Raw genomic sequence first — 24812 nt, forward strand, 5'->3', positions numbered from 1 at the left:
GTCAGGCCTCTGTGAATGCATTCATCATTTGTTCGATATCGCTCAGGCCGTCGTCGGAGAGCGACAGGCCCTGCTCGTCCAGCGCCTGGGCGAACGCGCGCAGTTCGGGGTGGCTGAAGATCAGCCTCAGGGGGATGTCCAGCCCCAGCTCGACGTTGATCCGCGACACGGCCTGGGCCGCCAGCAGGGAGTGGCCGCCCAGTTCGAAGAAGTTGTCGTTCAGGCCGACCCGTGCAAGGTTCAGCAATTGCGCCCAGATGCTCGCCAGTTGCTGCTGCCGCTCGGTCTGCGGCGCCTGGTAGTCATGCTGTGTCAGGTTCGGGTCGGGCAGCGGCAGGGCCTTGCGGTCGAGTTTGCCGCTGGGGGTCAGCGGCATGCTCGGCAGGGTCACCAGGTAGGCCGGGATCATGTAGTCCGGCAGGCTGGCCTTGAGGTACTGCTTCAGGGCCTGGCGCAGATCGCCGCGGTAGCCTTCGGCCGGCACCGCGTAGGCGCACAGCTGCTTGCCACTGGGCAGGTCGATGGCCAGCACGGTGGCTTCCCGGACGTCCGGGTGCGCCCGCAGGTACTGCTCGATCTCGCCCAGTTCGATACGGAAGCCGCGCACCTTCACCTGGTGGTCGACCCGGCCGCGATAGGCCAGTTGGCCGTTCTCGTCGTAACAGCCGAGATCGCCGGTGCGGTACAGGCGACCACCGCCAACCGGGTCGAACGGGTCGGGGATGAAACGCTCGGCGGTGAGTGACGGCCGCTGGTGATAACCGCGCGCCAGGCACCCTGCCCCGCCGATGAACAGCTCGCCGGGCACGCCCACCGGTGTCGGCGCCAGGCCATCGTCCAGGGCATGCAGGGTGCGGCCCGGCAAGGCACGGCCGATCGGCACGCCACCCTGGCTGACCTGCTCCACGGTCATCTGCGAGCAGTCGTAGGTGGTGGCGACCACGGTGGCTTCGGTCGGGCCGTAGGTGTTCAGCAGGCGCACCGCTGGCGGGCCATCGGCCAGCCAGGCGCGCAGGGCATCTTCCGGCACCGCCTCCCCCCCCACGTGAATCTGTTTCAGCCGGCCATAGGCCTCGGGGGCTCGGCGCTCCAGCGCCAGCAGGCGCCAGTAGGCCGCCGGCAGGTCGGCCACGGTCACGCCGTGGCGGTTGATCTCATCCAGCAGGGTGGCGGTGTCCCACAGCCGCAGATCGCGCAGCACCACACAAGCGCCGTGGGCCAGCGGCGGGAAGAACTGCTCGACGAAGCCATCGAAGCTGAAGGTGGCGAACTGCAGCACACGGTCGTCCGGGCTCAAGCGCGAGTAGTCGCCGGCCACCTGGCAGAACAGCGACAGGGCATGGTGGTCGATGGCCACGCCCTTGGGCATGCCGGTGGAGCCGGAGGTGTAGATGACATAGGCGAGGTTGTGCGGTGCAGCCAGGTTGGCCAGCGGCTCGGCGGGCCAGGCATGCAGCCACTCGGTGCCCGGCTCCAGTACCACGCAGGGCAGTTGCCGGCCCAGGTGCAGGCGCTCACGCGAGAGCGCGTCGGCCAGCAGCAGGCCGATCTTGCTGTCCTCGACCATGTAGGCCAGACGCTCTTGCGGGTAGTCCGGGTCCAGCGGCACGTAAGCGCCACCTGCCTTGTGAATGGCGATCAGCGCCAGGGCCATGCCCAGGCCGCGCTCGACGGCCACGCCGACCAGGCAATCCGGCCCCACGCCCAGCGCCCGCAGGCGGTGGGCCAGCTGGTTGCTGCTGCGGTCCAGTTCGGCGTAGGTCATCTGCTGGTCGTCGAAGATCAGCGCCAGCGCATCCGGCCGCTCACGCGCCTGGCGCTCCAGCAACTGGTGCGCGCACAAGCCGCTGCCAGCCTGGGGTGCCGGGTTCCAGCCGTAAGTCAGCTGCTGGCGTTCGGCACTGCCAAGGAAATCCAGCTCGGCAATGCAGCGCCGTGGCTCGACGCAGATGGCTTCCAGCAGTGCTTGCCAATGCCCGGCCATGCGCTCGATACGTGCAGCATCGAACAGGTCGGTTGAATAGTTGAACGAGGCAGTTACTCCATCTGAGCGCTCCAGGGTATTGAGCGAGATGTCGTACTGCGCGCCCGGCTCCAGCAGGTCCACTTCCTTGACCTGCAGGCCGTGCAGGGCATCGCTGGACACCTGCTCGCCAAGGTCGCGCAGGTGGTTGTACAGCACCTGGAAGAACGGGTTCACGCCCTGGTCGCGCTCTGGGTACAGCGCTTCGGCTACCTCCAGGAACGGTACATCCTTGTTGGCCTGGGCCTGCAAGGTGGTTTCCTTGATCGCCGCCAGCAACTGCGGGAACGGCTGGCTGCCATCGACACTGATGCGGGCCACCACCACGTTGATGAAGAAGCCGATCAGCCCCTCCAGTTCCAGGCGATTGCGGTTGGTGACCGGCACGCCGATGTTGAGCGTGCCCTTGCGGCTGTAGCGCGACAGCACGATGGCATAGGCCGCCAGGAACACATGGAACAGCGTGGCGTTGGATGCCACCGCCAGTGCCCGCAGGCGCTCGGTGAGGGCCTGTGGCAGGCGCACATCGAAACGGCTGCCCTGGTAGCTTTTGACCTGCGGGCGAATGCGGTCGGCAGGCAGCTCCAGCACTTCGAAGTCGTCTTCCAGGCGCGCCTTCCAGTAGTCGATCTGCACCTGCATCTGCCCCTCGGCCAGCCACTTGCGCTGCCAGGCGGCGAAGTCGGCGTATTGCACCGGCAGCGGCTCGACGGTTTGCGCCTGGCCCGTGGCGGCGGCGTTGTAGGCGGCGGCGAACTCACGTACCAACAGGCTCATCGACCAGCCATCGGAAACGATATGGTGCAAGGTCAGCGACAGCAGGTGCTCCTGCCCATGCACCTTGAACAGCCGGGCGCGCAGCAGCGGGCCGTGCTCCAGGTCGAACGGGACGAAGGCTTCGGCTTCCAGTTTGCGCATCTGTGCGGCGTGGTCCTGGCCGCTGAGATCTTCGAAACCGATAGGGACCGTGGCGACCGGCAGGATGCGCTGCCAGGGCAGGCCGTCGGCCTCGACGAACACCGTGCGCAACGATTCATGGCGAGCCACCAGGGCATCCAGTGCAACCTGCACGGCGGCGCGGTCGAGGTGGCCTTGCATGCGTACGGCCATCGGCGTGTTGTAGGCCAGGCTTTCGGGGTTGAGCTTCCAGAACAGCCACTGGCGGTTCTGCGAGCGGGATACCGGCAAGGGTTGCTGGCGGTCGAGGATCTCGATGTCCAGGCCTGCGCGCTGTTCGCCTTCGGCCACTGCCTGGGCGAAGGCCTGCAGGTCAACGGTGTCGAACAGGGTGCGTAGCGGGATATCCACGCCCAGTTGCTTGCGTATCCGCGATACCGCCTGGGTGGCCAGCAGCGAATGGCCGCCAAGGGCAAAGAAGTTGTCGCCCAGGCCTACCTCCGGTACTTGCAGGACTTGCGCCCAGATCTGTGCCAATTGCGTTTGCAGCGGGGTCTGCGGCGCCTGATAGGCCGCCTGGGTGGCGACGGGTTCCGGCAGCGCCTTGACATCGACCTTGCCGTTGACCGTGACCGGCAGGTGCTCCAGCACCATCAGGTGGGTCGGCACCATGTGCTCGGGCAGCAGGCTTTTAAGGCTGGCGCGGGTCGATTCCTGCCAGGCTAGGCTGTCTGCCGGCATCTGGCTGGGCACCAGCCAGGCAGCCAGTTGCAGTTGCGGCGCCTGGCCATGCACACGGACCACGGCATTGGTGACGCCGCACAGGGCACGCAGCTGGTTTTCGATTTCGGCCAGTTCCACGCGATAGCCACGGATTTTCACCTGGCCATCCATACGCCCGGCGAACTGCAGGTCGCTGCCTTGGCGTACCCAGTCACCGCTGCGGTACAGGCGTTGGCCATGGCTGCCGCTCGGGTCGGGAACGAAGCGCTCGGCAGTGAGTGCCGGGCGGTTCAGGTAGCCACGGGCCAGGCCGGCGCCGCCGATGTACAGCTCCCCCTTGGCCTTGGCCGGCAGAGGTTGCAGGCAGTGGTCGAGCACCGCGACGCGGGTGTTGGCCAGGGGCTGGCCGAGGCAGGCCTGCCCGTCCAGCTCGGCGACCAGCACACCTACGGTGGTCTCGGTCGGGCCGTAATGGTTGAACACCTTGAGCGCCGGGGCCAGTTGGCGGATCTTGCCCAGCAGGCCTGGGCTGATGGCCTCGCCACCGAGCACCAGGCACTGGCCCGGCAGCGCCGCGCGGCCAGCCACCAGCATGGCCTCCAGGTGCGACGGCACGATCTTCAGCGCGTCCACCTGGTGCTCGGGCCAGGTAGGCGGCGAAGCCTTCGGCATCCAGCACCTGCTCGCGCAGCAGCAGGTGCAGCGTGTGGCCGCCGCACAGGGCGCCAAACAGCATGGTGTGGCCCAGGTCGGCCGCTGGGGTAGAGACCTGGGCCATGCTGCGGATGTGCTGCTGCGGCAGGCGTGCGGCGATGCCGTCGACGTAATTGGCCAGGGCGCCGTGGCTGATCGCCACGCCCTTGGGCTGGCCGGTGGTGCCGGAGGTGTAGACCACGTAGGCCAGGTTGGCCGCTGCCGGAGCGGCGCGTGTGACGCGCCCGTTACCGGATTGCGCCCAGTTGAGGTGCTGCACACTTGCCGGCAATTCGGCCTGCCAGTTGCCGGGGGCCAGCACCAGGCGCGTGCCGCTGTCGGCGAGCATGTAGGCCAGGCGTTCGGCTGGTTGCTCAGGCTCCAGCGGCAGGTAGGCGCCACCGGCCTTGAGCACGCCAAGGATGCTGGCGAGCATGCCGACGCTGCGGTCAGCCAGCACGCCGACCAGCGAGTCCGGCCCCACGCCGGCTTCGGCCAGCCGGCCGGCGATGGCCTCGGCGCGGGCATCGAGTTCGGCGAAGCTGGCCTGCTCGCCGGCAGCCATCACCGCGATACGCTCAGGGTGACGGCGGGCCGCAGCAGCAAAGCGCTCCTGCACCATGGGTACTTCGTCAGCCGGTGCTGCTACGCCAATGGCTGTGGCCAGGCCCGGCAATGCCAGCTCGCCTACGGCGCCAGCCGTTTCGGCGGCCAGCGCTTGCACCAGGGTCATCCACTGCTCACCGAGGGTTTCGACGGTAGCCGCATCGAATACATCGGTCGCATAGGTGAACGCTGCATGCAACTGCCCGCCGCGCTCGTGGGTGTCCAACGCCAGGTCGAAACGTGCGCTGCGCTTTTCCAGAACAATCGGCGCCAGGCTCAGGCCGGAGCGGGTCTCGATGGCCTGCACATCCGCCACCTGCGCCTGATGGTTGAACAGCACCCGGAACAGCGGGCTTTCACCGCTGCGCGGCAGGTCCAGGGCTTCGACCAGTTGCTCGAACGGCAGGTCCTGGTGGCTTTGCGCGCCTACGGCAGTTTCGCGCACGCGCTGTAGCAAACCGGCGATATCCAGCAGCGGGTCGATCTCGGTGTGCAGCACCTGGGTATTGATGAAGCAGCCGATCAGGCCCTGGCCTTCGGCACGGTTGCGGTTGGCGATGGGCACGCCAACGCGGATCGCGGCCTGGCCGCTGTAGCGCTGCAGCAGCAGCTTGAAGGCGGCCAGCAGGACCATGAACAGGGTGACGTTGTGCTTGCGGGCCACACCGCGCAGGCGTTCGGCGACATCGGCGGCGATGGGAAACTCGTGGCGCGCGCCGCGATAGCTGGGGCGGCCTTGGCGGGTGCGGTCCAGTGGCAACTCCAGCGGCGAATGGTCGTCGCCCAGGCGCGCCTGCCAGTAGGCCAACTGGCGCTCCTGCTCACCGGCCTCAAGCCAGCTGCGCTGCCACAGGGCGTAGTCACGGTACTGGATCGGCAGCGGCGCCAAGGTGGCCTCGGTGCCGGCCACGGCAGCGTCGTAGAGGTGCAGGAACTCGTCGATCAGCACGTTCATCGACCAGCCGTCGGCAACGATGTGGTGCAGGGTCAGCAGCAGCACGTGCTCCTGTGCTGCCAGTTGCAGCAGGCGCACGCGCAGCAGCGGGCCGCTGGCCAGGTCGAAGGGGGCCAGGGCTTCGGCTTCGGCGATGGTTTCGATGGCGGCCTGACGGGCGTCCTCGTCAAGATCGGCCAGAGCATCCTGGCGCAGCTGCAACGGAGCGGCGACGGCATCGACCTGCTGGCGCACGTCATCACCGTCGGCGACAAAGCGGGTGCGCAGGGTTTCGTGGCGGGCCACCAGGGCATCGAAGGCGTGCTTCAGGGCTGCCAGGTCCAGCGGGCCAGTCAGGCGCACGGCCATGGGCAGGTTGTACGCCGCACCTTGGGGGTCGAGCTGCCAGAGGAACCACATGCGCCGCTGGGCGTACGACAGCTGGTCACGCTCGGCCACCTCCACCCCGGGCGCGATCGGAAGCACGGAAAAATCCATGCCCTCGCCCTGCAGCGCCTTGAGGAACAGGCGGCGCTTGTCGGGGCTGAGTTCGATGAAGCGGCGGGCGAGCTTGAGCGTTTGGTCGGCATTCATGTCGAGCGGAGTCCTGGCAGTCGAGCGGTAACTGTCAGACGAAGGTGTGGGGGGCTGATTTAGTGGCGGGGCTGCAGGGCTCTGGCGGTGGCCTTGTCGGCCTCTTCGCGGGCTCGCCCGCTCCCACAGATACACCACAGCTATCGAGGCTTGTGCCGCACCTGTGGGAGCGGGCATGCCCGCGAAGAGGCCGGTATTGCCATGACAAACATGTAGTCCAAATCCCTATTGCTTGTAGGCCCCTTCCTAAACCCTTCCCGCCCCGGAAATACCCGCCCACAGCCTGCTAGGTTCCTGGCTTCCACCTTAAAAAAAGAGGCGAGCCATGAGCATGCGCATGAACATCTTCGGCCGATATCAAGGCCTGGACGGCGACGAAACCACCACAGGTGCCATCTGCATTGCCAGCCAGGCCAGGGGCCGCGTGCATGGCCACAACTGGCTGCTTCAAGGCGACCCGACCACACCCTGCCCGCTATGTGGACAAGCGGGCACAATCGTCGAGGGCGAAGCCCGCTGGCGGCAGGATGGTATACCCACGGCTCTGGACGGAGCACTGGTGCAATGTGGGTGCCCACAGGGCAGCAATCGCCTGGTAGCCAGTGGATATGCACCGCCATCGTCGCGCAGGGCACCTGCACCTGAGCCGGTTCGTGAGGCACCAGCACAGGCCCAGACGGGTAACCCGACAAGAAGTACCTACCAGCCTGAGGGGGTTCAGCCCTCGCCCACGCCACAAGGCATGGAACCCGGCTTCTACATCGTTCCGCGTTGCATGACGTATCAGGAAGTCCTGGCAGAACTGGGCGCGCCGCAGGCCAACCTGCCTCGGTCAATTCTGGAGCGGCTAAACCCGACCTATCAGCAGGGGTTCAAGGCGGGCGAGATCTTTGTCATTGGCGATGGCTTGAGGCGCCCGGTGTGCACTCGGGAAGAACTGTCTGCGATGAGTGCAGCAAAACAAGCTCGTGAAGCATTGGCGGAACTGACGCCCGAAGAGGCGGAATTCATGATGCGCCATCAAGCCGAGATTGCTGCGTTGCTCAGCGATTTGAGCCTGGCGATGGGGGTGAGCGAGGCGATGGTTGCCAAGTCGATGGATGAACTCAGCACCCTATTGCAAAAAATAGAGGATCTACATAAAGAGCAATTCATCAAGCACGGGCATCTCCGCCACCCTGAGTTCTTTGCGGAGCGTCAAAGACTGTTCAAGCAATTGAATGCGAACCTGAAAGCAACCACTCTGAACAAGCGACTCAATCTTGGAAGCTATGAAAACCTACGACGAGATTTGGGAATATCATCAAGAAGCCTAGTTCATCACTGGAGTAAAGCAGGGGCCCCGACGCATATCCCTGGTTACTCGACGCACCTAGACAAACTGGCCAAAATGGCTAAATACCTCAAGGCAGGAGGATATATAGGCATTACCATTGGCGGCACTGGCTCGGCATTAAAAATATCGGAAGTTTGCCAGTCAGGGAATGTCAAGAATTGTCAAAAGGTAAAAATTACTGAAGCGGGGAATTTTTCAGGCGGGCTAGCTGCGGGCTGGCTAGGCGGAAAGATAGCAGGTAAAGCCGCCACGAAAGTTTGTTGGAAAGCCGGAGCCGCCGGCTTGGCATGCGGAGTTGTGATTACCGGCGCAGGCGCACTAGCGGGAAGCATTGCAGGTATGGGCGGTGGCGAAGAGTTAGGTGAAGTAATCTTCGAGGTTTTTCAAGATGATTGATCATCTGGACATAAAATTAAGGCTATTTATAGTAGCCTCACCTTTCTGCCTCGGCCTGACCGCACTTGCAATGGACTTTCACATTGCAAGTTCTCAGCAGTATAAAGAAATGGTCAGAGCACTTCACCGAAGCCCATGTCTTTCATACGCCATAACCCTTTGGGGCGAGAAAAGCATACGCTCAAGAATGCTGGTGATTTTCATGGTAGCGGGCGCCATCACCTTCCCAACCTCCAGTACTCGCAGAGGCCTGCTTGACAAAGAAGATTATGAGCAACTCCCCAGACCATTAAAAACCAAAATCGTTATTGCATCATGGTTAAATACAATCGGGTTCACTTGGCTAGTTATAAATTACTTCATGATTTAGCCACAACAGAGCTTCGAGATCTTCGAAATGATTGAGCATCTTGACGTAAAATTAAGACTATTTCTTTTAGGCACCCCAATCTGCCTCGCCTTAATCGGGCTTGCATCTGACCTTCACATCGTGTGCTCTCGCCAATATAAAGAAATGACCTCAGCACTCCAACGGAGCGCATGTCTCCCATTTGCGACCAGCATGTGGGGAGAGAAAAAAATAGGTTCCAGGATTCTAGTTATTTCTGTAATCGCTGGCGCCATTGGTTCCCCCGCTTCAAGCATTCGCAGTGGACTATTGGATGAGCAAGACCATTTACAATTCCCCGAGAAGTTAAGAAGAAAAATTCTTATTGCATCCTCGCTAAACACCATTGGTATCGCTTGGATAGCCATCTATTACCTGATGAAACTGCTAGACTGAGAGACAAAACAGATGAGCTCAACTATTTCATATAACACCGAACCTCAAGCAAACCAGCGTATTCAAGAACCCCGACTTCACGTAGTCTCCGTATCAAAGCTGATCACCATGACCTGCTTGACCTGGGGCCTTTATATACCCTACTGGAGCTATTGCCACTGGCGACTTATCCGAGGACAAAGCGGGTTCAGTATAATCCCGTTGCTCTGCGGCGTGTTTGGCTCTTTCTTGATTTACCCCCTAATGAAAAGAGCAATCACCTATTGCAAAGAATTGGATCTGACCGTCGAAGGTACAGCGCTTGGCGTGACATTGAGATATTGGGTACCTTACCTGCTCTTCGTGAGCTGGCAATTCTGGGCACCCGACCAGCCGGATGAAAACCAATCGCTCTATAACATGTTCATGCTGCCTCTCGCGCTTCTGGTCACGTCTGTGACTTTAACCTTGGTAGCGCTGGTGCAAATTCAGCAAGCCGCCAACGCTTATGAAGGTGACCCAACAGGTCTGCGGAACGCACAAATTACTTGGGCAAACGGGCTATGGATAATTATCAGCTGGTCGCCCTCCGCCGCTCTACTTGCACTAATTTCTCATTATGCCAACCACTAAATGACGTAAAGGTCGGTTTGCCACTGATTGTATGGCACCGGCTGCGCCGGTGTTCGCGGGCACGCCCGCTCCCACAGGAGTTGTGCATGCCCTGAGGCATTCTGCATAACCTGAGGCATGCACAATCCCTGTGGGAGCGGCTTTAGCCGCGAAAGGGCCAGCCCAGCCAATAGAAGGATCAGCGCATCAAACCCAACTCGGCATCATCCAGCAGCGCCTTGGCCATGGCTGCAAAGTAATGCGAAGCCCAGAGCATCTGCTGATCGCCGTCCATCAAACCGGTCAGTGACAAGTCGCGTGCATAGCCCATCAGTTCCGAGGCTTGCTCGCGGGCGCTGCGGCAGGGGATGCCCTCGGCTATACGGAACAGTGGATGGGTTTGGCCTTCGCCTTGGTAGAAGTAGGTAACGCCGGGGGTGGTTTTGGTTTCGTCGGTCATGGGGTTTTCCTGAATGCTCGTTAAACCCTGAAATGCTTGCTGCAGGTTTCCACACCCGATCGCTGAACCGTCAGCGACGGGCAAAGCCTAGAGTGCGGGATTTGCAGGAACAATCAGACGCGTGTCGACAGAGGTTGTAGGGTATTTCGCTGGGGAGTGGAGTTGCCAGTGCTGAGGCGTAGGAAGAGTCTGGGATTGTTGTGGGTTGCAGGGGGCATGTCTGGGGAATGCATCAGGGCTGACAGGTGTTCGCCACAACCCTTTCAGTGCCTGTGAGATCGAGCGCCGCCCGCGCGGCGCTTCGCGGGACAAGCCCGCTCCCACATTTGTTGCAACGTGGCCATGCCTGTGGGAGCGGCGTTGTCAGCCTGGGTGCATGGCTTGAGACAGGTGATGCGGCAGCAATGCCAACTCAGAAATCGAGTCAACCTACCAAGGCTGGCAACCATGGCCTGACAGGTTCGGCACGTTGCAACAAATGTGGGAGCGGGCTTGTCCCGCGAAGCGCCGCGCGGGCGGCGCTCGATCTCATAGGCCCCACACCTCTCAAGCCAGGCACATGGCAGCCCTCACTCCCTAATCAGCGCAACACCTCGGAATGCCCCTGCGCCATCGCCACCACCACCTTGCGTTTGCCGGTAAACGGCGACCGGGCATGCGCTGCAAGCATGTTGTCCAGCATCAGCACATCGTTTTCCAGCCACGGAAAGCTGATGGTGCATTCATCCAGCACCCCGCGCACTTCATCAAGCAGCGAATCCTCGATGGTCGTACCGTCGCAGTAATACACGTTACGCGGCAGGTCCTCTTCCTCGACAATGTCCATCAACGACTCGCGCACCTCTGGCTGCAGGTTCGACACATGGAACAGGTGCGCCTGGTTGAACCACACGTCCTCCCCGGTCACCGGGTGGCGCGCCACCACCTGGCAGCGCTGGCGGGTGCGCAATTCGCCGTCATCCTTCCAGATGCACTCGATGGCATGGGCCCGGCAATAGGCCTCGACCTGGCCCGGGTCTTCAGTGTTGAACACCTGCGACCATTCCACATCCAGGCCGTTGCCGTAGTTGCGCACGTACATCAGCCCCTTCTCCACCAGCCGCTCACGAATGCGTGCCGGCATGCGTCGGTACACTTCGCGACTGTCGGCAATCGGCGTCTCGCCTCCGGTCTCGGCGGGAATCACGCTGTAGAACCAGATCTTCATCGGCCATTCCAGGGTATAGGCCTGCTCGTTGTGCAGGGCGGATGCTCTGGTGCGCCGGGTACTCGGTGGAGGTGTACACGCCTTTGGTCACGTTGCTGCGCGGGGTTGAGCCAAACTCGTAGTTGAGCAGCGGGTGGCCGAAGGACGCGGCGAACTGTCGGAACGCTTCGGCACCACCCACCTCGAACCCGCGAAACAGGATGCCGCCGGCCTGCAGCAGGTGCCGGTCGACCAGCGGCTGCAACTCGGCAAAGGCTTCCAGCAGGTCGATACCCGGCTCCGGCGCGCGCACCAGCAGCGGCAGATTGCCGCGTGCAGCATCCAGGGGTTCGATCGCAAAGCTCAGCAGTTCACTCATGTCCGGTCACCTCAGGCCTGGGCCGCATAGGCGGCGAAATCGGGATATGCGCCGTGTCAGCGCCTGCCTGAATGAACGAGCGGGCGATGGGGAAATTCACCCGGGCCGCACACACAGGTAAAGCCTGCGCGCGCCGGTTCGTCTGAACGATGTGCACCCTTCTAACGCCCAGGACCCGTAAATGACTCGCCAGCTTCTGCTCCTCGCCCTGCTCGCCGCGGCCCCTGCCGCCTGGTCGGCGCAGCCATGCGCCGTGGAAATCCATGGCACCGACCAGATGACCTTCGACAAGGCCGCCATCACGGTGCCCAAGGCCTGCGCCGTGTTCACCGTCACGCTCACTCACCCTGGCGACATGCCGAAGAACGTGATGGGCCACAACTGGGTGCTGAGTACCCAGGCCGACATGCAAGGCGTGCTCGACGACGGCCAGAAGGCCGGCGAAGCGCTGGATTACGTGAAGCCCGGCGACACCCGGGTCATCGCCCACACCCGCCTGATCGGCGGCGGTGAAACAGACAGCGTCACCCTCGACACCCGGTCGCTGAAGGCCGGTACCGCCTACAGCTTCTACTGCTCGTTCCCGTTCCACAGCACCTTGATGAAAGGCTCCCTGATCCTCGGCAGCTGACCCGCCCCCACCTCACCAGCGAGATCACGCTTCATGAAAACCTCCTCCCCCGGGGCCATCCGCGAATTGCTGGGCCTGTTGAAACCCTACCGCCCGGCGGTCATCGTCTCGGTGCTGCTGGGCATGCTCGGCGGCCTGGCCGTGACCGCCCTGCTGGCCACCGTCAACCAGGGCCTGCATGAGGCCGGCGGCATGAGCCAAGGCGTGATCCTGGCCTTCGCCGGCCTGTGCGTGCTGGCCCTGGTCAGCAGCGTGGCGGCCGACAGCGGCACCAACTACGTTGGGCAGAAAGTCATCGCCCGATTGCGCAAGGACCTCGGCGCCAAGGTGCTGTCAGCACCGATCGAGCAGATCGAGCGCTACCGCACCCACCGCCTGATCCCGGTGCTGACCCGCGACGTCGACACCATCAGCGACTTCGCCTTCGCCTTCGCCCCGCTGGCCATCTCGCTCACCACCGTGACCGGCTGCATGGCCTACCTGGCCTGGCTGTCGTGGCCCATCTTCCTCATCACCCTGGCAGCCATCGGCATCGGCAGTGGCATTCAGTACGTGGCCCGGCAGAAAGGCGTTGCCGGCTTCAATGCCGCCCGCGATGCCGAAGACAACCTGCAAAAGCACTACTCGGCCATTGCCGAGGGCGCCAAGGAGCTGCGCATCGACCGCCGCCGCCGCCACGCCATGCTGACCCGCAACATCCAGGGCACCGCCGATTTCATCGCCAACACCCATATCCGTGCCATCAACATCTTCGTCGCAGCCAAGAGCCTGGGGTCGATGTTGTTCTTCGTGGTCATCGGCCTGACCCTGGCCCTGCAGTCGCTATGGCCGAGCAACGACCCGGCGGTGATGAGCGGCTTCGTGCTGGTGCTGCTGTACATGAAAGGCCCGCTGGAAACCTTGATCGGCAACCTGCCCATCCTCGGCCGCGCCCAGGTGGCGTTCCGCCGCATCGCCGACCTGTCCGAGCGCTTTTCTTCGCCCGAGCCGCACCTGCTGCTGCAGCCGCCGGTCAAGCGCACCGCCCCGGCCAGCGCGCATCTGGAACTGCATAACGTCGAGTACGCCTACCCGCCGGTGGATGGCAACGAGCCGTTCCGCGTCGGGCCGGTGAATCTGAGCATCGAACCGGGCGAGATCCTGTTCATCGTCGGCGAAAACGGCTGCGGCAAGACCTCGCTGATCAAGCTGCTGCTGGGCCTGTACACCCCGCAACGCGGCGAAGTGCGCCTGAACGGCAAGGCCGTCGGGCCGGAGGGGCTGGATGACTATCGCCAGCTGTTCACCACGGTGTTCGCCGATTATTACCTGTTCGACGACCTGCCCGAGCACGAGCACAGCCTGCCCAGCGATGCAACGCGCTACCTGGAACGGCTGGAAATCGCCCACAAGGTAAGCGTGCGCGATGGCGCCTTCACCACCACCGACCTGTCGACCGGGCAGCGCAAGCGCCTGGCGCTGGTCAATGCCTGGCTGGACGGCCGGCCGGTGCTGGTGTTCGACGAATGGGCGGCGGACCAGGACCCGACCTTCCGCCGGGTGTTCTACACCGAACTGCTGCCGGACCTGAAGCGTTTGGGCAAGACCATCATCGTGATTTCGCATGATGACCGGTATTTCGATACGGCGGACAAGGTGGTGCACCTTAGCCGGGGGAAAGTGGTGGAGGCGTTGGAGCCGGCTTGATACGGCAAAGGGGGGCTGCGCGCCCCTCACCCACCACAATCTATAATCGCTCTATAGTTATTCTATAATTCCCTATAAACACCGCCCTGCCAGATCTCTAATGACTCTATAATCGCTCTATAATCAATCTATAATCGATCTATAATCGACTATAAATTGAAACGGAGGGGGTCGAAATGCCTGAAACTGTCTATCACCGTCCGGCGCTCGCGTCCCGACTGTCGAAATTGATCCTGCAAGTCGCCGTGGGCAGCGCAGCAAGCTCAGGTGTGTTTCTCGCTGCGCCAAGACGTACCGGTAAATCCACCTTTGCTCGCGAAGACCTGCGCCCTGCCCTCGAAACAGCCGGGGCCATCGTGCTGTATGCCGATCTGTGGAAAGACCTGACCAAGGATCCCGGGCAAGTCATCGTAGAAGCGGTGCGGGAAGCGGTCGGGCGTAGCGAAGGCTTCATCACCCGGCTGGCAAGGTCATCTGGTATGGATAAGGTCACTGTCGGCGGCCTGAACTTCAGCGTGGACAAGATCGGACTGGGGCAAGATGTCGACCTGACCACCGCCCTGGTGGCGCTTTCCGATGAATCCCGCAAGATCATCGTACTGATCATCGACGAAGCACAGCATGCAATCACGACCGAGCAAGGAACAGCAGCGCTGTTCGCCCTCAAGGCAGCCAGAGACGAGCTCAACAGCTCGAAGCACCATGGCCTGCGCATCGTCTGCACAGGTTCAAACCGGGACAAGCTGGCCATGCTGCGCAACAGCAAGGACCAGGCGTTCTTCGGCGCCTCTATGGTGCAGTTCCCAACGCTGGACAAGGACTTCATCGACTGGCTGTGCGCCAATATCGACCTGCCATGCGCACTCGACCCAGCAGAGGTGTTCCAGCTCTTCAAGGAAAGCGGCTACCGCCCAGAGCTGTTAGGTGCGGCAGCGGATGAAATCCGCTTCGACTTCGGTATCACGCCCGAGGCTATTCCGGCACGATTCAGAGAGCTTGTTCAGGCACAAGCCAATGACTTGAATGCAAACCTGAAAAAGGTGATCCACAGCCTCACGCCTATCCAGGCTGCGGTTCTACGTGTCATGTGCGTAAAGGGGAACGACTTCGCGCCGTTCGAGGCCCCGACCCTGGCACTGTACGCCAAAGCGATGGAACAGGCTGGTGTGGAGGCGAGCGAAGTGAAGGCCGAGGTACCGGGGGTGCAGCAAGCACTTATCGCCTTGCAGGACAAGAACCTGGTGTGGAAAGCATCGCGGGGGGTGTACGCGGTAGATGAGCAGGTGATAGTCGATATCGTGCGTGCGGACGGCTTGCTGGAAGGCCTTGCCTGAGTGGTTTCCTGAGAGGACGCCGGGGGCGCTTTGCGCCCCTGTCGCGACACAAGGCCGCTCCTACAGGAATACGCGATCACCTGTGGGAGCGGCCTTGTGTCGCGATGGGCTGCAAGGCAGCCCCAACAGGCAGAATCAGAACAACCAGCGATACAGCAGATACGCCACCACCACCGCCAGCACCGGCCGCAGCACGCGGTAGGCTTTGGGGTTGGCGCGCTTGAACTGCTTCACGTGGGTGCTGATCTTGTTGCTGAAGCGCTTGCTCCAGGCATAGGCCTGGTTGATCCCGCCAACGCGCTCGTCATCAGTGTTCTGCGGCGCGGTAGCACGCCCCAGGAACGCGCTGACCTTGCGGTTGATGCGGGTCATCAGCGGGCTGCTCAGCGGGCGCTCGATGTCGCAGAACAGGATCACCCGAGTAACGTCGGTCTCGTTCTTGACCCAGTGCACGTAGGTTTCATCGAACATCACGTCCTCGCCGTCACGCCAAGCGTACTGCTCACCATCGACGTAGATGCGGCAGGCGTCGGAGTTCGGGGTGGACAACCCCAGGTGGTAACGCAGGGAACCGGCGAACGGGTCGCGGTGCGGGTTCAGGTGGCTGCCGCCGGGCAGCAGGGCGAACATCGCCCCCTTGACGTTGGGGATGCTGCTGACCAGCTCGACGGTACGCGGGCACAGGGCTTCGGCCGACGGCAACGGTTTGTCGTACCACTTCAGGTAAAAGCGCTTCCAGCCTTTCTTGAAGAACGAACCGAAGCCGGCGTCGTTATCCTTCTCGGCGGCGCGGATGTAGCCCTCGTCGAACAGGCGCATGGCCTCTTCGCGGATTTCCTGCCAGTTGTCCTTCAGCACATCCAGCTCCGGGAAGCGCTGGCGGTCCAGGTAGGGCTTGGACGGTACGCCGGAGAACAGGTACATCAGGCTGTTGTAAGGGGCGAACAGCGCCGAATGGTTGACGAACTGGCGCAACACCGGCAGGCGAGCCTTGCCGCGCAGGTGCACGAACAGCACGCTGCCAAAATAACACCAGCAAGACACCCGCCTTGGCTGCAAAGGAAAAGGTCATGCTTTCACTCCTTGAGGAAGCAACAGGGCTGTGGCCCTGCGCTCCGATAAATCATCCTGCCATCATAAACTGATGCCGCCAGGGTAAAAACAGCCCGGGCGGCAACTCAATCATGAAGATTTTGCAATAAAGCAAGCCCACCGAACGTTGCGCCGGGTCAGCGGCAAGGCCGTTTACTGCTGGTTTTCCTGCTCGCTGAACATGTCGCTGAACAGCATGCTCGACAGGTAGCGCTCGCCGGAATCCGGCAAGATCACGACGATGGTCTTGCCCTGCATTTCCGGCTTTTCGGCCAGGCGCACGGCCGCCGCCATCGCCGCGCCACAGGAAATACCGCAGAGGATGCCCTCTTCCTGCATCAGGCGGATGGCCATGGCCTTGGACTCTTCGTCAGTCACCGTTTCCACCTGGTCGACCATCGACAGGTCGAGGTTCTTCGGCACGAAGCCGGCGCCGATGCCCTGGATCTTGTGCGGGCTGGGCTTGAGTTCCTCGCCGGCCAGGGTCTGGGTGATCAGCGGGGATGCCAGCGGCTCCACGGCCACCGAGGTGATCGCCTTGCCCTGGGTCTGCTTGATATAGCGCGACACGCCGGTGATGGTGCCGCCGGTGCCCACGCCCGCCACCAGCACGTCGACCGCGCCATCGGTGTCGTTCCAGATTTCCGGGCCGGTGGTCTTCTCGTGGATCGCCGGGTTGGCCGGGTTTTCGAACTGGCCGGGCAGGAAGTACCGGGCCGGGTCGGAGGCGACGATTTCGCTGGCCTTCTCGATGGCGCCCTTCATGCCCTTGGCCGGGTCGGTCAGCACCAGCTCGGCGCCCAGCGCCTTCAGCACCTTGCGCCGCTCCAGGCTCATCGAGGCAGGCATGGTCAGCATCAGCTTGTAGCCACGGGCGGCGGCGACGAAGGCCAGGCCGATGCCGGTGTTGCCCGAGGTGGGTTCGACGATGGTCATGCCCGGCTTGAGCTTGCCGCTGCTTTCGGCATCCCAGACCATGTTCGCGCCGATGCGGCATTTGACCGAGTAGCCCGGGTTACGCCCTTCGATCTTGGCCAGGATGGTCACGCCGCGCGGGGCAATGCGGTTGATCTGCACCAGCGGCGTGTTACCGATGGAGTGGGCGTTGTCTGCAAAGATACGGCTCATGGCAGGAGTCCTTGGCATGAAAGTAAGCAGGGAAAGACCTCAAGGGTAAGCCCGGGGCGAAGGCCCGTAAAGCCTGTTCGAACTCCCGCGGACGCGTTGCGGTCAACCGCATATCCTGCCTTGGAGACACGTTGATGAAAGCCCGTTATCGCTGGCCGTTGATCGGCCTGGCCAGCCTGATCGTGCTGTTGGTGGCACTGCACCTGGCCCTGCCCTATCTGGTGCGCAACTACCTCAACGACAAATTGGCCGACATGGGCGACTACCGTGGCCAGGTGGCCGATGTGGACCTGGCCTGGTGGCGCGGCGCGTACCAGATCAACGGGCTGAAGATCGTCAAGACCACCGGCAAGGTGCCAGTACCGTTTCTCGACGCGCCGCTGATAGACCTGTCGGTGAGCTGGCACGCCCTGTGGTACGACCGCGCAGTGGTTGCCGAAGTGGTCTTCGACCGACCGGAACTCAACTTCGTCGATGGCGGCAACAAACAGAACTCGCAGACCGGTCAGGGCACCGACTGGCGCCAGCAACTGGAAAAACTGCTGCCGATCACCCTGGACGAGGTTCGCATCGACAACGGCGTGCTCACTTTCCGCAACTTCAACTCCAGGCCACCGGTCAACCTCAAGGCCACCCAGCTCGATGCCAGTATCCGCAACCTCACCAACATTCGTGACGAAAAGGGCCGACGCGATGCCAGTTTCGATGGCACGGCGCTGATCGTAGGCGATGCCAAGGTGGAAAGCCGTGCCACGTTCGACCCGTTCAGCGATTTTGATGACTTCGAGTTCCGCCTGCGCGCCACGGGTATCGAGCTGCGCAAACTCAATGACTTCGCCAGCGCCTACGGCAAGTTCGACTTCAATGCCGGGCATGGCGATGTGGTGATAGAGGCCGAAGCGACCAAGGGCCGATTGAACGGGTACATCAAGCCGCTGTTGCGGGATGTGGATGTGTTCGACTGGCAGCAGGATGTGCAGGAAAAGGACAAGGGTTTCTTCCGCTCGGTCTGGGAAGCGCTGGTGGGCGCCACCGAGACGGTATTGAAGAACCAGCCTAAGAACCAGTTCGCGACCCGTGTCGAGCTCAGCGGTAGCGTGCACAAACAGGATATCAGCGCCTTCGAGGCGTTTCTGCAGATACTGCGCAACGGGTTCATCGAGGCGTTCAATGCGCGGTACGAGCGTGATGCGCCGGATTCCGACCAGGATTGAGTGACGGGGCATTCAGGGACTGAATACCCGGTCTGCGTTTCCAGTCGACGAACCCCGCGTTATAGTCGGTGACAAATCAAGAACAGGTGTTGGCCCTTTCGCGGGCACGCCCGCTCCCACAGGTACTCCACAGATCCGGAAGTTTGTGCAGTTCCTGTGGGAGCGGGCGTGCCCGCGAAGAGGCCCTGACAGGCATAAGGCAGAGGACAGACCCATGAAGTTCGAAGGCACCCGCGACTACGTCGCCACAGACGACCTGAAACTGGCAGTAAACGCGGCCATCACCCTCGAACGCCCCTTGCTGGTAAAGGGCGAACCCGGCACCGGCAAGACCATGCTTGCCGAGCAGCTGGCGGCCTCGTTCGGTGCGCGCCTGATTACCTGGCACATCAAGTCCACCACCAAGGCCCACCAGGGCCTCTACGAGTACGACGCGGTCAGCCGCCTGCGGGACTCGCAACTGGGCGTGGACAAAGTCCACGATGTGCGCAACTACCTGAAAAAGGGCAAGCTGTGGGAGGCCTTCGAGGCCGAGGAACGGGTCATCCTGCTGATCGACGAAATCGACAAGGCCGACATCGAGTTCCCCAACGACCTGCTGCAAGAGCTCGACAAGATGGAGTTCTACGTCTACGAAATCGACGAGACCATCAAGGCCAGACAGCGCCCGATCATCATCATCACCTCCAACAACGAAAAGGAGCTGCCGGACGCCTTCCTGCGCCGCTGCTTCTTCCACTACATCGCCTTCCCCGACCGCACCACCCTGCAACAGATCGTCGACGTGCACTACCCGAACATCAGCCAGTCGCTGGTCAGCGAGGCGCTGGACGTGTTCTTCGACGTGCGCAAGGTACCAGGCCTGAAGAAAAAGCCCTCCACCTCCGAACTGGTCGACTGGCTCAAGTTGCTGATGGCCGACAACATCGGTGAAGCGGTTCTGCGCGAACGCGACCCGACCAAGGCCATTCCGCCGCTGGCCGGTGCGCTGGTGAAGAACGAGCAGGACGTGCAGTTGCTCGAGCGCCTGGCCTTCATGAGCCGGCGCGGCAACCGCTGACAGGAGCCGGGCCATGCTGCTCAACCTGTTCAATGAAATGCGCGCGGCCAAGGTGCCGGTGTCGGTACGCGAACTGCTCGACCTACACCAGGCCCTGCAAAAGCGCGTGGTGTTCGCCGACATGGACGAGTTCTACTACCTCGCCCGCGCCATCCTGGTGAAGGACGAGCGCCACTTCGACAAGTTCGACCGCGCTTTTGCCGCCTACTTCAAGGGCCTGGAGAACCTCGACCGGCATATCGAGGCGCTGATACCCGAAGACTGGCTGCGCAAGGAATTCGAACGTTCGCTGACCGACGAGGAGCGCGCGCAGATCCAGTCGCTGGGTGGCCTGGACAAGCTGATCGAGGAGTTCAAGAAGCGCCTCGAAGAGCAGAAGGAGCGTCACGCCGGCGGCAACAAGTGGATCGGCACCGGCGGCACCAGCCCGTTCGGTTCGGGCGGCTTCAACCCCGAGGGCATCCGTGTGGGCGAGGCCGGCAAGCGCCAGGGCAAGGCGGTGAAGGTGTGGGACCAGCGCGAATACAAGAACCTGGACGACCAGGTGGAGCTGGGTACGCGCAACATCAAGCTGGCCTTGCGCCGACTACGCAAGTTCGCCCGTGAAGGCGCCGCCGAAGAGCTGGACATCGACGGCACCATCGACCACACCGCACGGGATGCCGGGCTGCTGAACATCCAGATGCGCCCCGAGCGGCGCAACACGGTGAAGCTGCTGTTGTTGTTCGACATCGGTGGCTCGATGGACGCCCACGTCAAGGTCTGCGAAGAACTGTTCTCGGCGTGCAAGACCGAGTTCAAGCACCTGGAGTATTACTACTTCCACAACTTCGTGTACGAATCGGTGTGGAAAAACAACCTGCGCCGCACCTCGGAGCGCTATTCCACCTTCGACCTGCTGCACAAGTACGGCGATGACTACAAGGTGGTGTTCGTCGGCGACGCGGCCATGGCGCCCTACGAGATTACCCAGCCAGGTGGCAGCGTGGAGCACTGGAACGAAGAAGCCGGGTACGTGTGGATGCAACGTTTCATGGAGAAGTTCAGGAAGATCATCTGGATCAACCCGTATCCGAAGCAGGCCTGGGACTACACCGCATCGACCCATCTGGTGCGGGACTTGATCGAAGACAAGATGTACCCGCTGACCTTGCAGGGGTTGGAGGAAGGGATGCGTTACCTGTCCAAGTGATGCTGGCTGTAAAGGCCTCTTCGCGGGCGCGCCCGCTCCCACAGGGTTTTGCACAAGCCCGAGGCCTGCGCCGAACCTGTGGGAGCGGGCATGCCCGCGAAAGGTCCAGCAGCCTTATCGCCAACGGTCCAGGTAAACCTGCTGCTCCCGCCAGGCCTCATCCTGCACCACCGCCCGGAACCGCACCACCGCCCCCGGCATGCACTGCGCCAGTTGCGCCAGCGCCAGCGGCGTCAACGCCCCCAGCCGCGGATAGCCGCCAATGGTCTGCCGGTCGTTGAGCAACACGATCGGCTGCCCATCAGGCGGCACCTGCACCGCCCCCAGCGGAATCCCCTCGGAAATCATCGGCGCGCCCTGGTAGGCCAACTGCGGCCCAAGCAGGCGGATGCCCATACGGTCGGCCCGACTGTCCAGCGTCCACTCGCGGTTGAACGCCTCGAACAGGCTGGTACCACTGAAATCACCGATCTGTGCCCCCATCACCAGGTCAAGCACAGGCTTTTGTGCGTACTGTGGCCGCAGCGCTTCCGGTACCTCACGCAGGGTCGCCGGCGTGCCTGAAAATGCCAGCGCCTGGCCTTTGCCAAGCGCAGAGCCCTGGCCATCGACACCGCCCAGTTCTTCGCGCACAACCGTGGCACAACTGCCCAGCACATCCTCACCCAGGAACCCGCCCGGTGCAGCCAGGTAGGTCCTCACGCCCTGCTTCGGCTGTTTCAGGGTCAACCGCTGCCCCTTGCTCAACGCAAAGCTGCGCCAGGGCGCCAACGGCTGATCATCGACCCGCGCATCCAGGTCGGCACCGGCCAGGGCCAGCACACAATCCTGCTCGGCAACTACACAGAAACCACCCAGCGCTACCTCGACCACCGGCGCCGCCAGCGGGTTGCCCAGCAGCCAGTTGGCCCAGTGCATCGCCACCCAGTCCAGCGCCCCGCCCTGGGTCACCCCCAAGTGGCGTACGCCGAAGCGCCCGGCATCCTGCAACTGGCACAGCGGCGTACTGGCCTCGATCTTCAATTGCTTCATCCTTGCGCCTCCACATCACCGCCCAACGCCACGAACTCGCTGCGCGAAACCGGCACGAAGCGCACCCGGTCACCGGGTTGCAACAAGCTGTAGCCCTCGCGCTCGCGGTCGAACAGGCGCACCGGGGTGCGCCCGATCAGGTTCCAGCCACCCGGCGACACCGCCGGATAGGCCGCCGTCTGGCGCTCGGCAATGCCGACACTGCCGGCCGCCACGCGCTTGCGCGGGGTGCTCAGGCGCGGGCTGGCCAGGCGTTCGTCCACCAGGCCCATGAAGCCGAAACCAGGGGCGAAACCCAGGGCGAATACCGGGTACTCACGCTCGCTGTGCAAGCGGATCACCTCTGCTTCACTCAAGCCGCTGCGGGCCGCCAGCACCGGCAGTTCCGGGCCGACGCTGGCGTCGTACCACACCGGGATCTCATGGCCGCGCCCAGCGCTGCCCGTGTCTGGCTGCATGCCTTCCAGCGCACGAAGGATCAGCGCCCTCGCCTGCCCCGGTGGCAGGTCGAACTGCACCATCAGCGTGGTGTAGGACGGCACCAGGTCCAGCAAATGCTCGCCGAACGCCGCGTGCAAGCGCTGGCTGGCGGCGAGCAGCCACGGCATGTTGGCCTCGTCGATACGCTCGAACAGGCGCACCATCAGGCTGTCAATGGCCACCACTTCAATGCGCGGTTTCATCGCGACTCCAAGGCATCGAGGGCCTGGCGAATCTGCCGCACCGCCGCCACCGAACTGTCGTTGTCGCCGTGCACGCAGAGGGTGCGGGCCGCAAGCATCAATGCACTGCCATCGTCCGCCACCAATGTTTCGCCACGGGCCAGGCGCACGGCCTGTTCGACCACCAGCGCCGGATCGTGGTGCACCGCGCCGGGCAGGCGCCGCGACACCAGGTGGCCACTGGCGGTGTAGGCGCGGTCAGCGAACGCTTCGAACCACAGCGGCACGCCAATTTCATCGCCCAGGGCCTGGGCGGCGCGGTTGTCGGCGGTGGCCATCAGCATCAGCGGCAGCTCGCCGCCATACGCCGCCACAGCTTCCAGTACGGTACGCAGCTTGAGCGGGTCGGCCATCATGTCGTTGTACAGCGCACCATGGGGTTTCACATAGGCCACGCGGCCGCCCGACACTTTGCAGATGCCATCCAGCGCACCGATCTGATAGTGCAGCAGGTCGCGGATTTCCTCCGGGCTGCAGGCCATGGAACGGCGGCCGAAGCCGACCAGGTCCGGGTAGGCCGGGTGCGCGCCGATGGTTACCCCGTGTTCCAGCGCCAGGGCCACGGTGCGGCGCATGATGCCGGGGTCGCCGGCGTGGTAGCCGCAGGCGATGTTGGCGCAATCGATATAGGGCATGACCTCGGCGTCCAGGCCCATGCGCCAGCTGCCGAAACTCTCGCCCATGTCGCAATTGAGTAGCAGGCGTTCCACCGCGCGGCCTCCGTTTTCGTTGTTCATAAGCCTACCTTACCGCGCCTGCAGCTGTTTGCCGCGGGTTTCCGGCAAGCTCAGCGCCGCAACGATCACCACGCCGTAGGACACAGCCGAAAACACGCCGATACCCAGGCCCAGCGGTATTTTCTGGCCGAGCACGCCGATCAGCAGCGGGAACAGCGCGGCGATGACCTTGCCGATGTTGTAGCAGAAGCCCTGCCCGGAACCACGGATGCGGGTGGGAAACAGTTCGGTCAGGAACGCGCCCATGCCGCTGAAGATGCCCGAGGCGAAGAAGCCCAGCGGGAAGCCCAGCCACAGCATCACGCCATCGCTGACGGGCATTTGCGTGTACAGCAGCACGATGACGAACGAGCCCACGGCGAACAGGATGAAGTTCTTCTTGCGCCCCAGCAGGTCGGACAGGTACGCACTGACCACATAGCCGACGTAGGAACCGACGATCACCATGGCCAGGTAGCCGCCGGTGCCCAGCACGCTCAGGCCGCGCTCGTTCTTGAGGAAGGTCGGCAGCCACGAGGTGATGGCGTAGTAGCCGCCCAATGCGCCGGTGGTCAGCAGCGACGCTCGCACGGTGGTCCAGAGCATGCCGGGGGCAAAAATCTCGTAGAACTGCGCAGGAGCCTCGGCCCTTTCCACAGCCTTGGCCTCGCGGTACACCTCAGGGTCCTTGACCAGGCGGCGGACGAAGATCACGAAGATCGCCGGCACCAGGCCCAACAGGAACAGCGCACGCCAGGCCTGCTCTGCCGGCAGCCAGGAAAACAGCAGCGCGTACAGGATGGCGGTGAGGCCCCAGCCAAGCGCCCAGCCGGACTGCACCATGCCCACCGCCTTGCCACGGTCCTGGGCGCGGATCACCTCGCCGATCAGCACCGCGCCGGCAGTCCACTCTCCGCCAAAGCCGAAGCCCATCAGGGTGCGAGCTATCAGCAGTTGCTCGTAGTTCTGGGCGAAGCCGCAGAGGAAGGTGAAGAAGGCAAACCACAGCACCGTCAGTTGCAGGGTGCGCACGCGGCCGATGCGGTCGGAGAGAATGCCGGCCACCCAGCCTCCCACGGCCGAGGCGATCAACGTGCTGGTATGGATCAGCCCGGCTTCGGTGGTGGTGATGCCCCACAGCATGATCAGCGTGGGGATGACGAAGCTGAGCATCTGTGTGTCCATGCCGTCCAGGCCATAGCCGATCTTGCAGCTCCAGAAGGTGCGGCGTTGCTGTGAGTCTATGTCGCGGTACCAGGCAAAGGGCCCGGACGAAGAGGGGGAATTGACCTGCTGCTGTACGCCGGTGGGGTTCATGCTTGCCTCGGCTTGTTGGTATTGTTTTATGGGCGACAAAGTGTCGCGGCCTGTGCGTCATTGTTCAGAGGCCGCGCCACCTGCGT

At 62.9% G+C, this 24812-nt stretch carries 17 protein-coding genes and 3 pseudogenes; 10 read left to right on the plus strand and 10 right to left on the minus strand.

The window, feature by feature from the left end:
• Position 1: 1 nt before the first annotated feature.
• Together QIY50_03755 and QIY50_03760 are read right to left on the minus strand one after the other, a co-directional pair.
• A complete protein-coding gene (locus QIY50_03755; protein WGV21386.1) occupies positions 2-4315 on the minus strand; it encodes an amino acid adenylation domain-containing protein in 4314 nt (1437 codons plus the stop codon).
• A 55-nt stretch (positions 4316-4370) separates the two neighbouring features.
• Positions 4371-6296, minus strand: a pseudogene (locus QIY50_03760) (condensation domain-containing protein).
• A 499-nt stretch (positions 6297-6795) separates the two neighbouring features.
• On the opposite strand from QIY50_03760, the gene QIY50_03765 reads away from it, so the two are divergent.
• From QIY50_03765 to QIY50_03780, 4 genes are all read left to right on the plus strand, one after another.
• A complete protein-coding gene (locus tag QIY50_03765) occupies positions 6796-8202 on the plus strand; it encodes a PAAR domain-containing protein (protein ID WGV21387.1) in 1407 nt (468 codons plus the stop codon).
• Complete coding sequence (locus QIY50_03770) at positions 8195-8572, plus strand: hypothetical protein (GenBank protein ID WGV21388.1); 378 nt, start codon at positions 8195-8197, stop codon at positions 8570-8572. Before QIY50_03765 ends, QIY50_03770 begins: the two co-directional genes overlap by 8 nt.
• Positions 8573-8599: 27 nt before the next feature.
• Positions 8600-8986, plus strand: coding sequence for a hypothetical protein (locus QIY50_03775; GenBank protein WGV21389.1), 387 nt, complete (start codon positions 8600-8602; stop codon positions 8984-8986).
• A gap of 243 nt (positions 8987-9229) precedes the next feature.
• Positions 9230-9598 carry a hypothetical protein gene (locus tag QIY50_03780; GenBank protein WGV21390.1) on the plus strand — a complete coding sequence of 123 codons (369 nt, stop codon included), beginning with the start codon at positions 9230-9232 and terminating at the stop codon, positions 9596-9598.
• A gap of 178 nt (positions 9599-9776) precedes the next feature.
• Here QIY50_03780 and QIY50_03785 read toward each other — a convergent pair whose 3' ends face one another.
• Both QIY50_03785 and QIY50_03790 read right to left on the minus strand, forming a co-directional pair.
• Entirely contained in the window at positions 9777-10037 is a 261-nt protein-coding gene (locus tag QIY50_03785) for a DUF3077 domain-containing protein (protein WGV21391.1), read from the minus strand.
• A gap of 580 nt (positions 10038-10617) precedes the next feature.
• Positions 10618-11602, minus strand: a pseudogene (locus tag QIY50_03790) (TauD/TfdA family dioxygenase).
• A gap of 181 nt (positions 11603-11783) precedes the next feature.
• Here QIY50_03790 and azu point away from each other — a divergent pair.
• The 3 genes from azu to QIY50_03805 all read left to right on the plus strand — a co-directional run bounded on the left by azu (position 11784) and on the right by QIY50_03805 (position 15253).
• Positions 11784-12233: an azurin gene (azu, locus tag QIY50_03795; GenBank protein ID WGV21392.1), complete on the plus strand. Its 450-nt coding sequence runs from the start codon at positions 11784-11786 to the stop codon at positions 12231-12233.
• A 33-nt stretch (positions 12234-12266) separates the two neighbouring features.
• Positions 12267-13919 (plus strand): cyclic peptide export ABC transporter, encoded by a 1653-nt coding sequence (locus tag QIY50_03800; protein WGV21393.1) that lies wholly within the window; start codon positions 12267-12269, stop codon positions 13917-13919.
• Between the two features lie 176 nt (positions 13920-14095).
• A complete protein-coding gene (locus QIY50_03805; protein WGV21394.1) occupies positions 14096-15253 on the plus strand; it encodes an ATP-binding protein in 1158 nt (385 codons plus the stop codon).
• 135 nt (positions 15254-15388) lie between these two features.
• On the opposite strand, the pseudogene QIY50_03810 reads toward QIY50_03805, so the two are convergent.
• Both QIY50_03810 and cysK read right to left on the minus strand, forming a co-directional pair.
• Positions 15389-16325 (minus strand): annotated as a pseudogene (locus tag QIY50_03810) (aspartyl/asparaginyl beta-hydroxylase domain-containing protein).
• Between the two features lie 173 nt (positions 16326-16498).
• Positions 16499-17473, minus strand: a complete 975-nt coding sequence (cysK, locus tag QIY50_03815) for a cysteine synthase A (GenBank protein WGV21395.1) — start codon at positions 17471-17473, stop codon at positions 16499-16501.
• A gap of 134 nt (positions 17474-17607) precedes the next feature.
• Between cysK and QIY50_03820 the strand changes: the two genes are divergently transcribed.
• The 3 genes from QIY50_03820 to QIY50_03830 all read left to right on the plus strand — a co-directional run bounded on the left by QIY50_03820 (position 17608) and on the right by QIY50_03830 (position 20939).
• The gene (locus tag QIY50_03820; GenBank protein WGV21396.1) at positions 17608-18687 is read left to right on the plus strand and encodes a DUF748 domain-containing protein; all 1080 of its coding nucleotides are present in this window, start codon (positions 17608-17610) and stop codon (positions 18685-18687) included.
• 214 nt (positions 18688-18901) lie between these two features.
• Entirely contained in the window at positions 18902-19747 is an 846-nt protein-coding gene (locus QIY50_03825; protein ID WGV21397.1) for a MoxR family ATPase, read from the plus strand.
• 13 nt (positions 19748-19760) lie between these two features.
• Positions 19761-20939, plus strand: coding sequence for a VWA domain-containing protein (locus QIY50_03830; GenBank protein WGV21398.1), 1179 nt, complete (start codon positions 19761-19763; stop codon positions 20937-20939).
• A 114-nt stretch (positions 20940-21053) separates the two neighbouring features.
• Here QIY50_03830 and QIY50_03835 read toward each other — a convergent pair whose 3' ends face one another.
• The 4 genes from QIY50_03835 to QIY50_03850 are packed head-to-tail and all read right to left on the minus strand — an operon-like array spanning position 21054 to position 24726.
• Positions 21054-21971, minus strand: a complete 918-nt coding sequence (locus QIY50_03835; GenBank protein WGV21399.1) for a biotin-dependent carboxyltransferase family protein — start codon at positions 21969-21971, stop codon at positions 21054-21056.
• Entirely contained in the window at positions 21968-22654 is a 687-nt protein-coding gene (gene pxpB, locus QIY50_03840) for a 5-oxoprolinase subunit PxpB (GenBank protein WGV21400.1), read from the minus strand. Before pxpB ends, QIY50_03835 begins: the two co-directional genes overlap by 4 nt.
• Positions 22651-23430, minus strand: a complete 780-nt coding sequence (locus tag QIY50_03845; GenBank protein ID WGV21401.1) for a 5-oxoprolinase subunit PxpA — start codon at positions 23428-23430, stop codon at positions 22651-22653. Before QIY50_03845 ends, pxpB begins: the two co-directional genes overlap by 4 nt.
• 9 nt (positions 23431-23439) lie before the next feature.
• A complete protein-coding gene (locus QIY50_03850; protein WGV21402.1) occupies positions 23440-24726 on the minus strand; it encodes an MFS transporter in 1287 nt (428 codons plus the stop codon).
• Positions 24727-24812: the final 86 nt, after the last annotated feature.

It is taken from the genome of Pseudomonas putida (assembly GCA_029953615.1).
In the GTDB taxonomy this organism is placed as follows: Bacteria; Pseudomonadota; Gammaproteobacteria; order Pseudomonadales; family Pseudomonadaceae; genus Aquipseudomonas.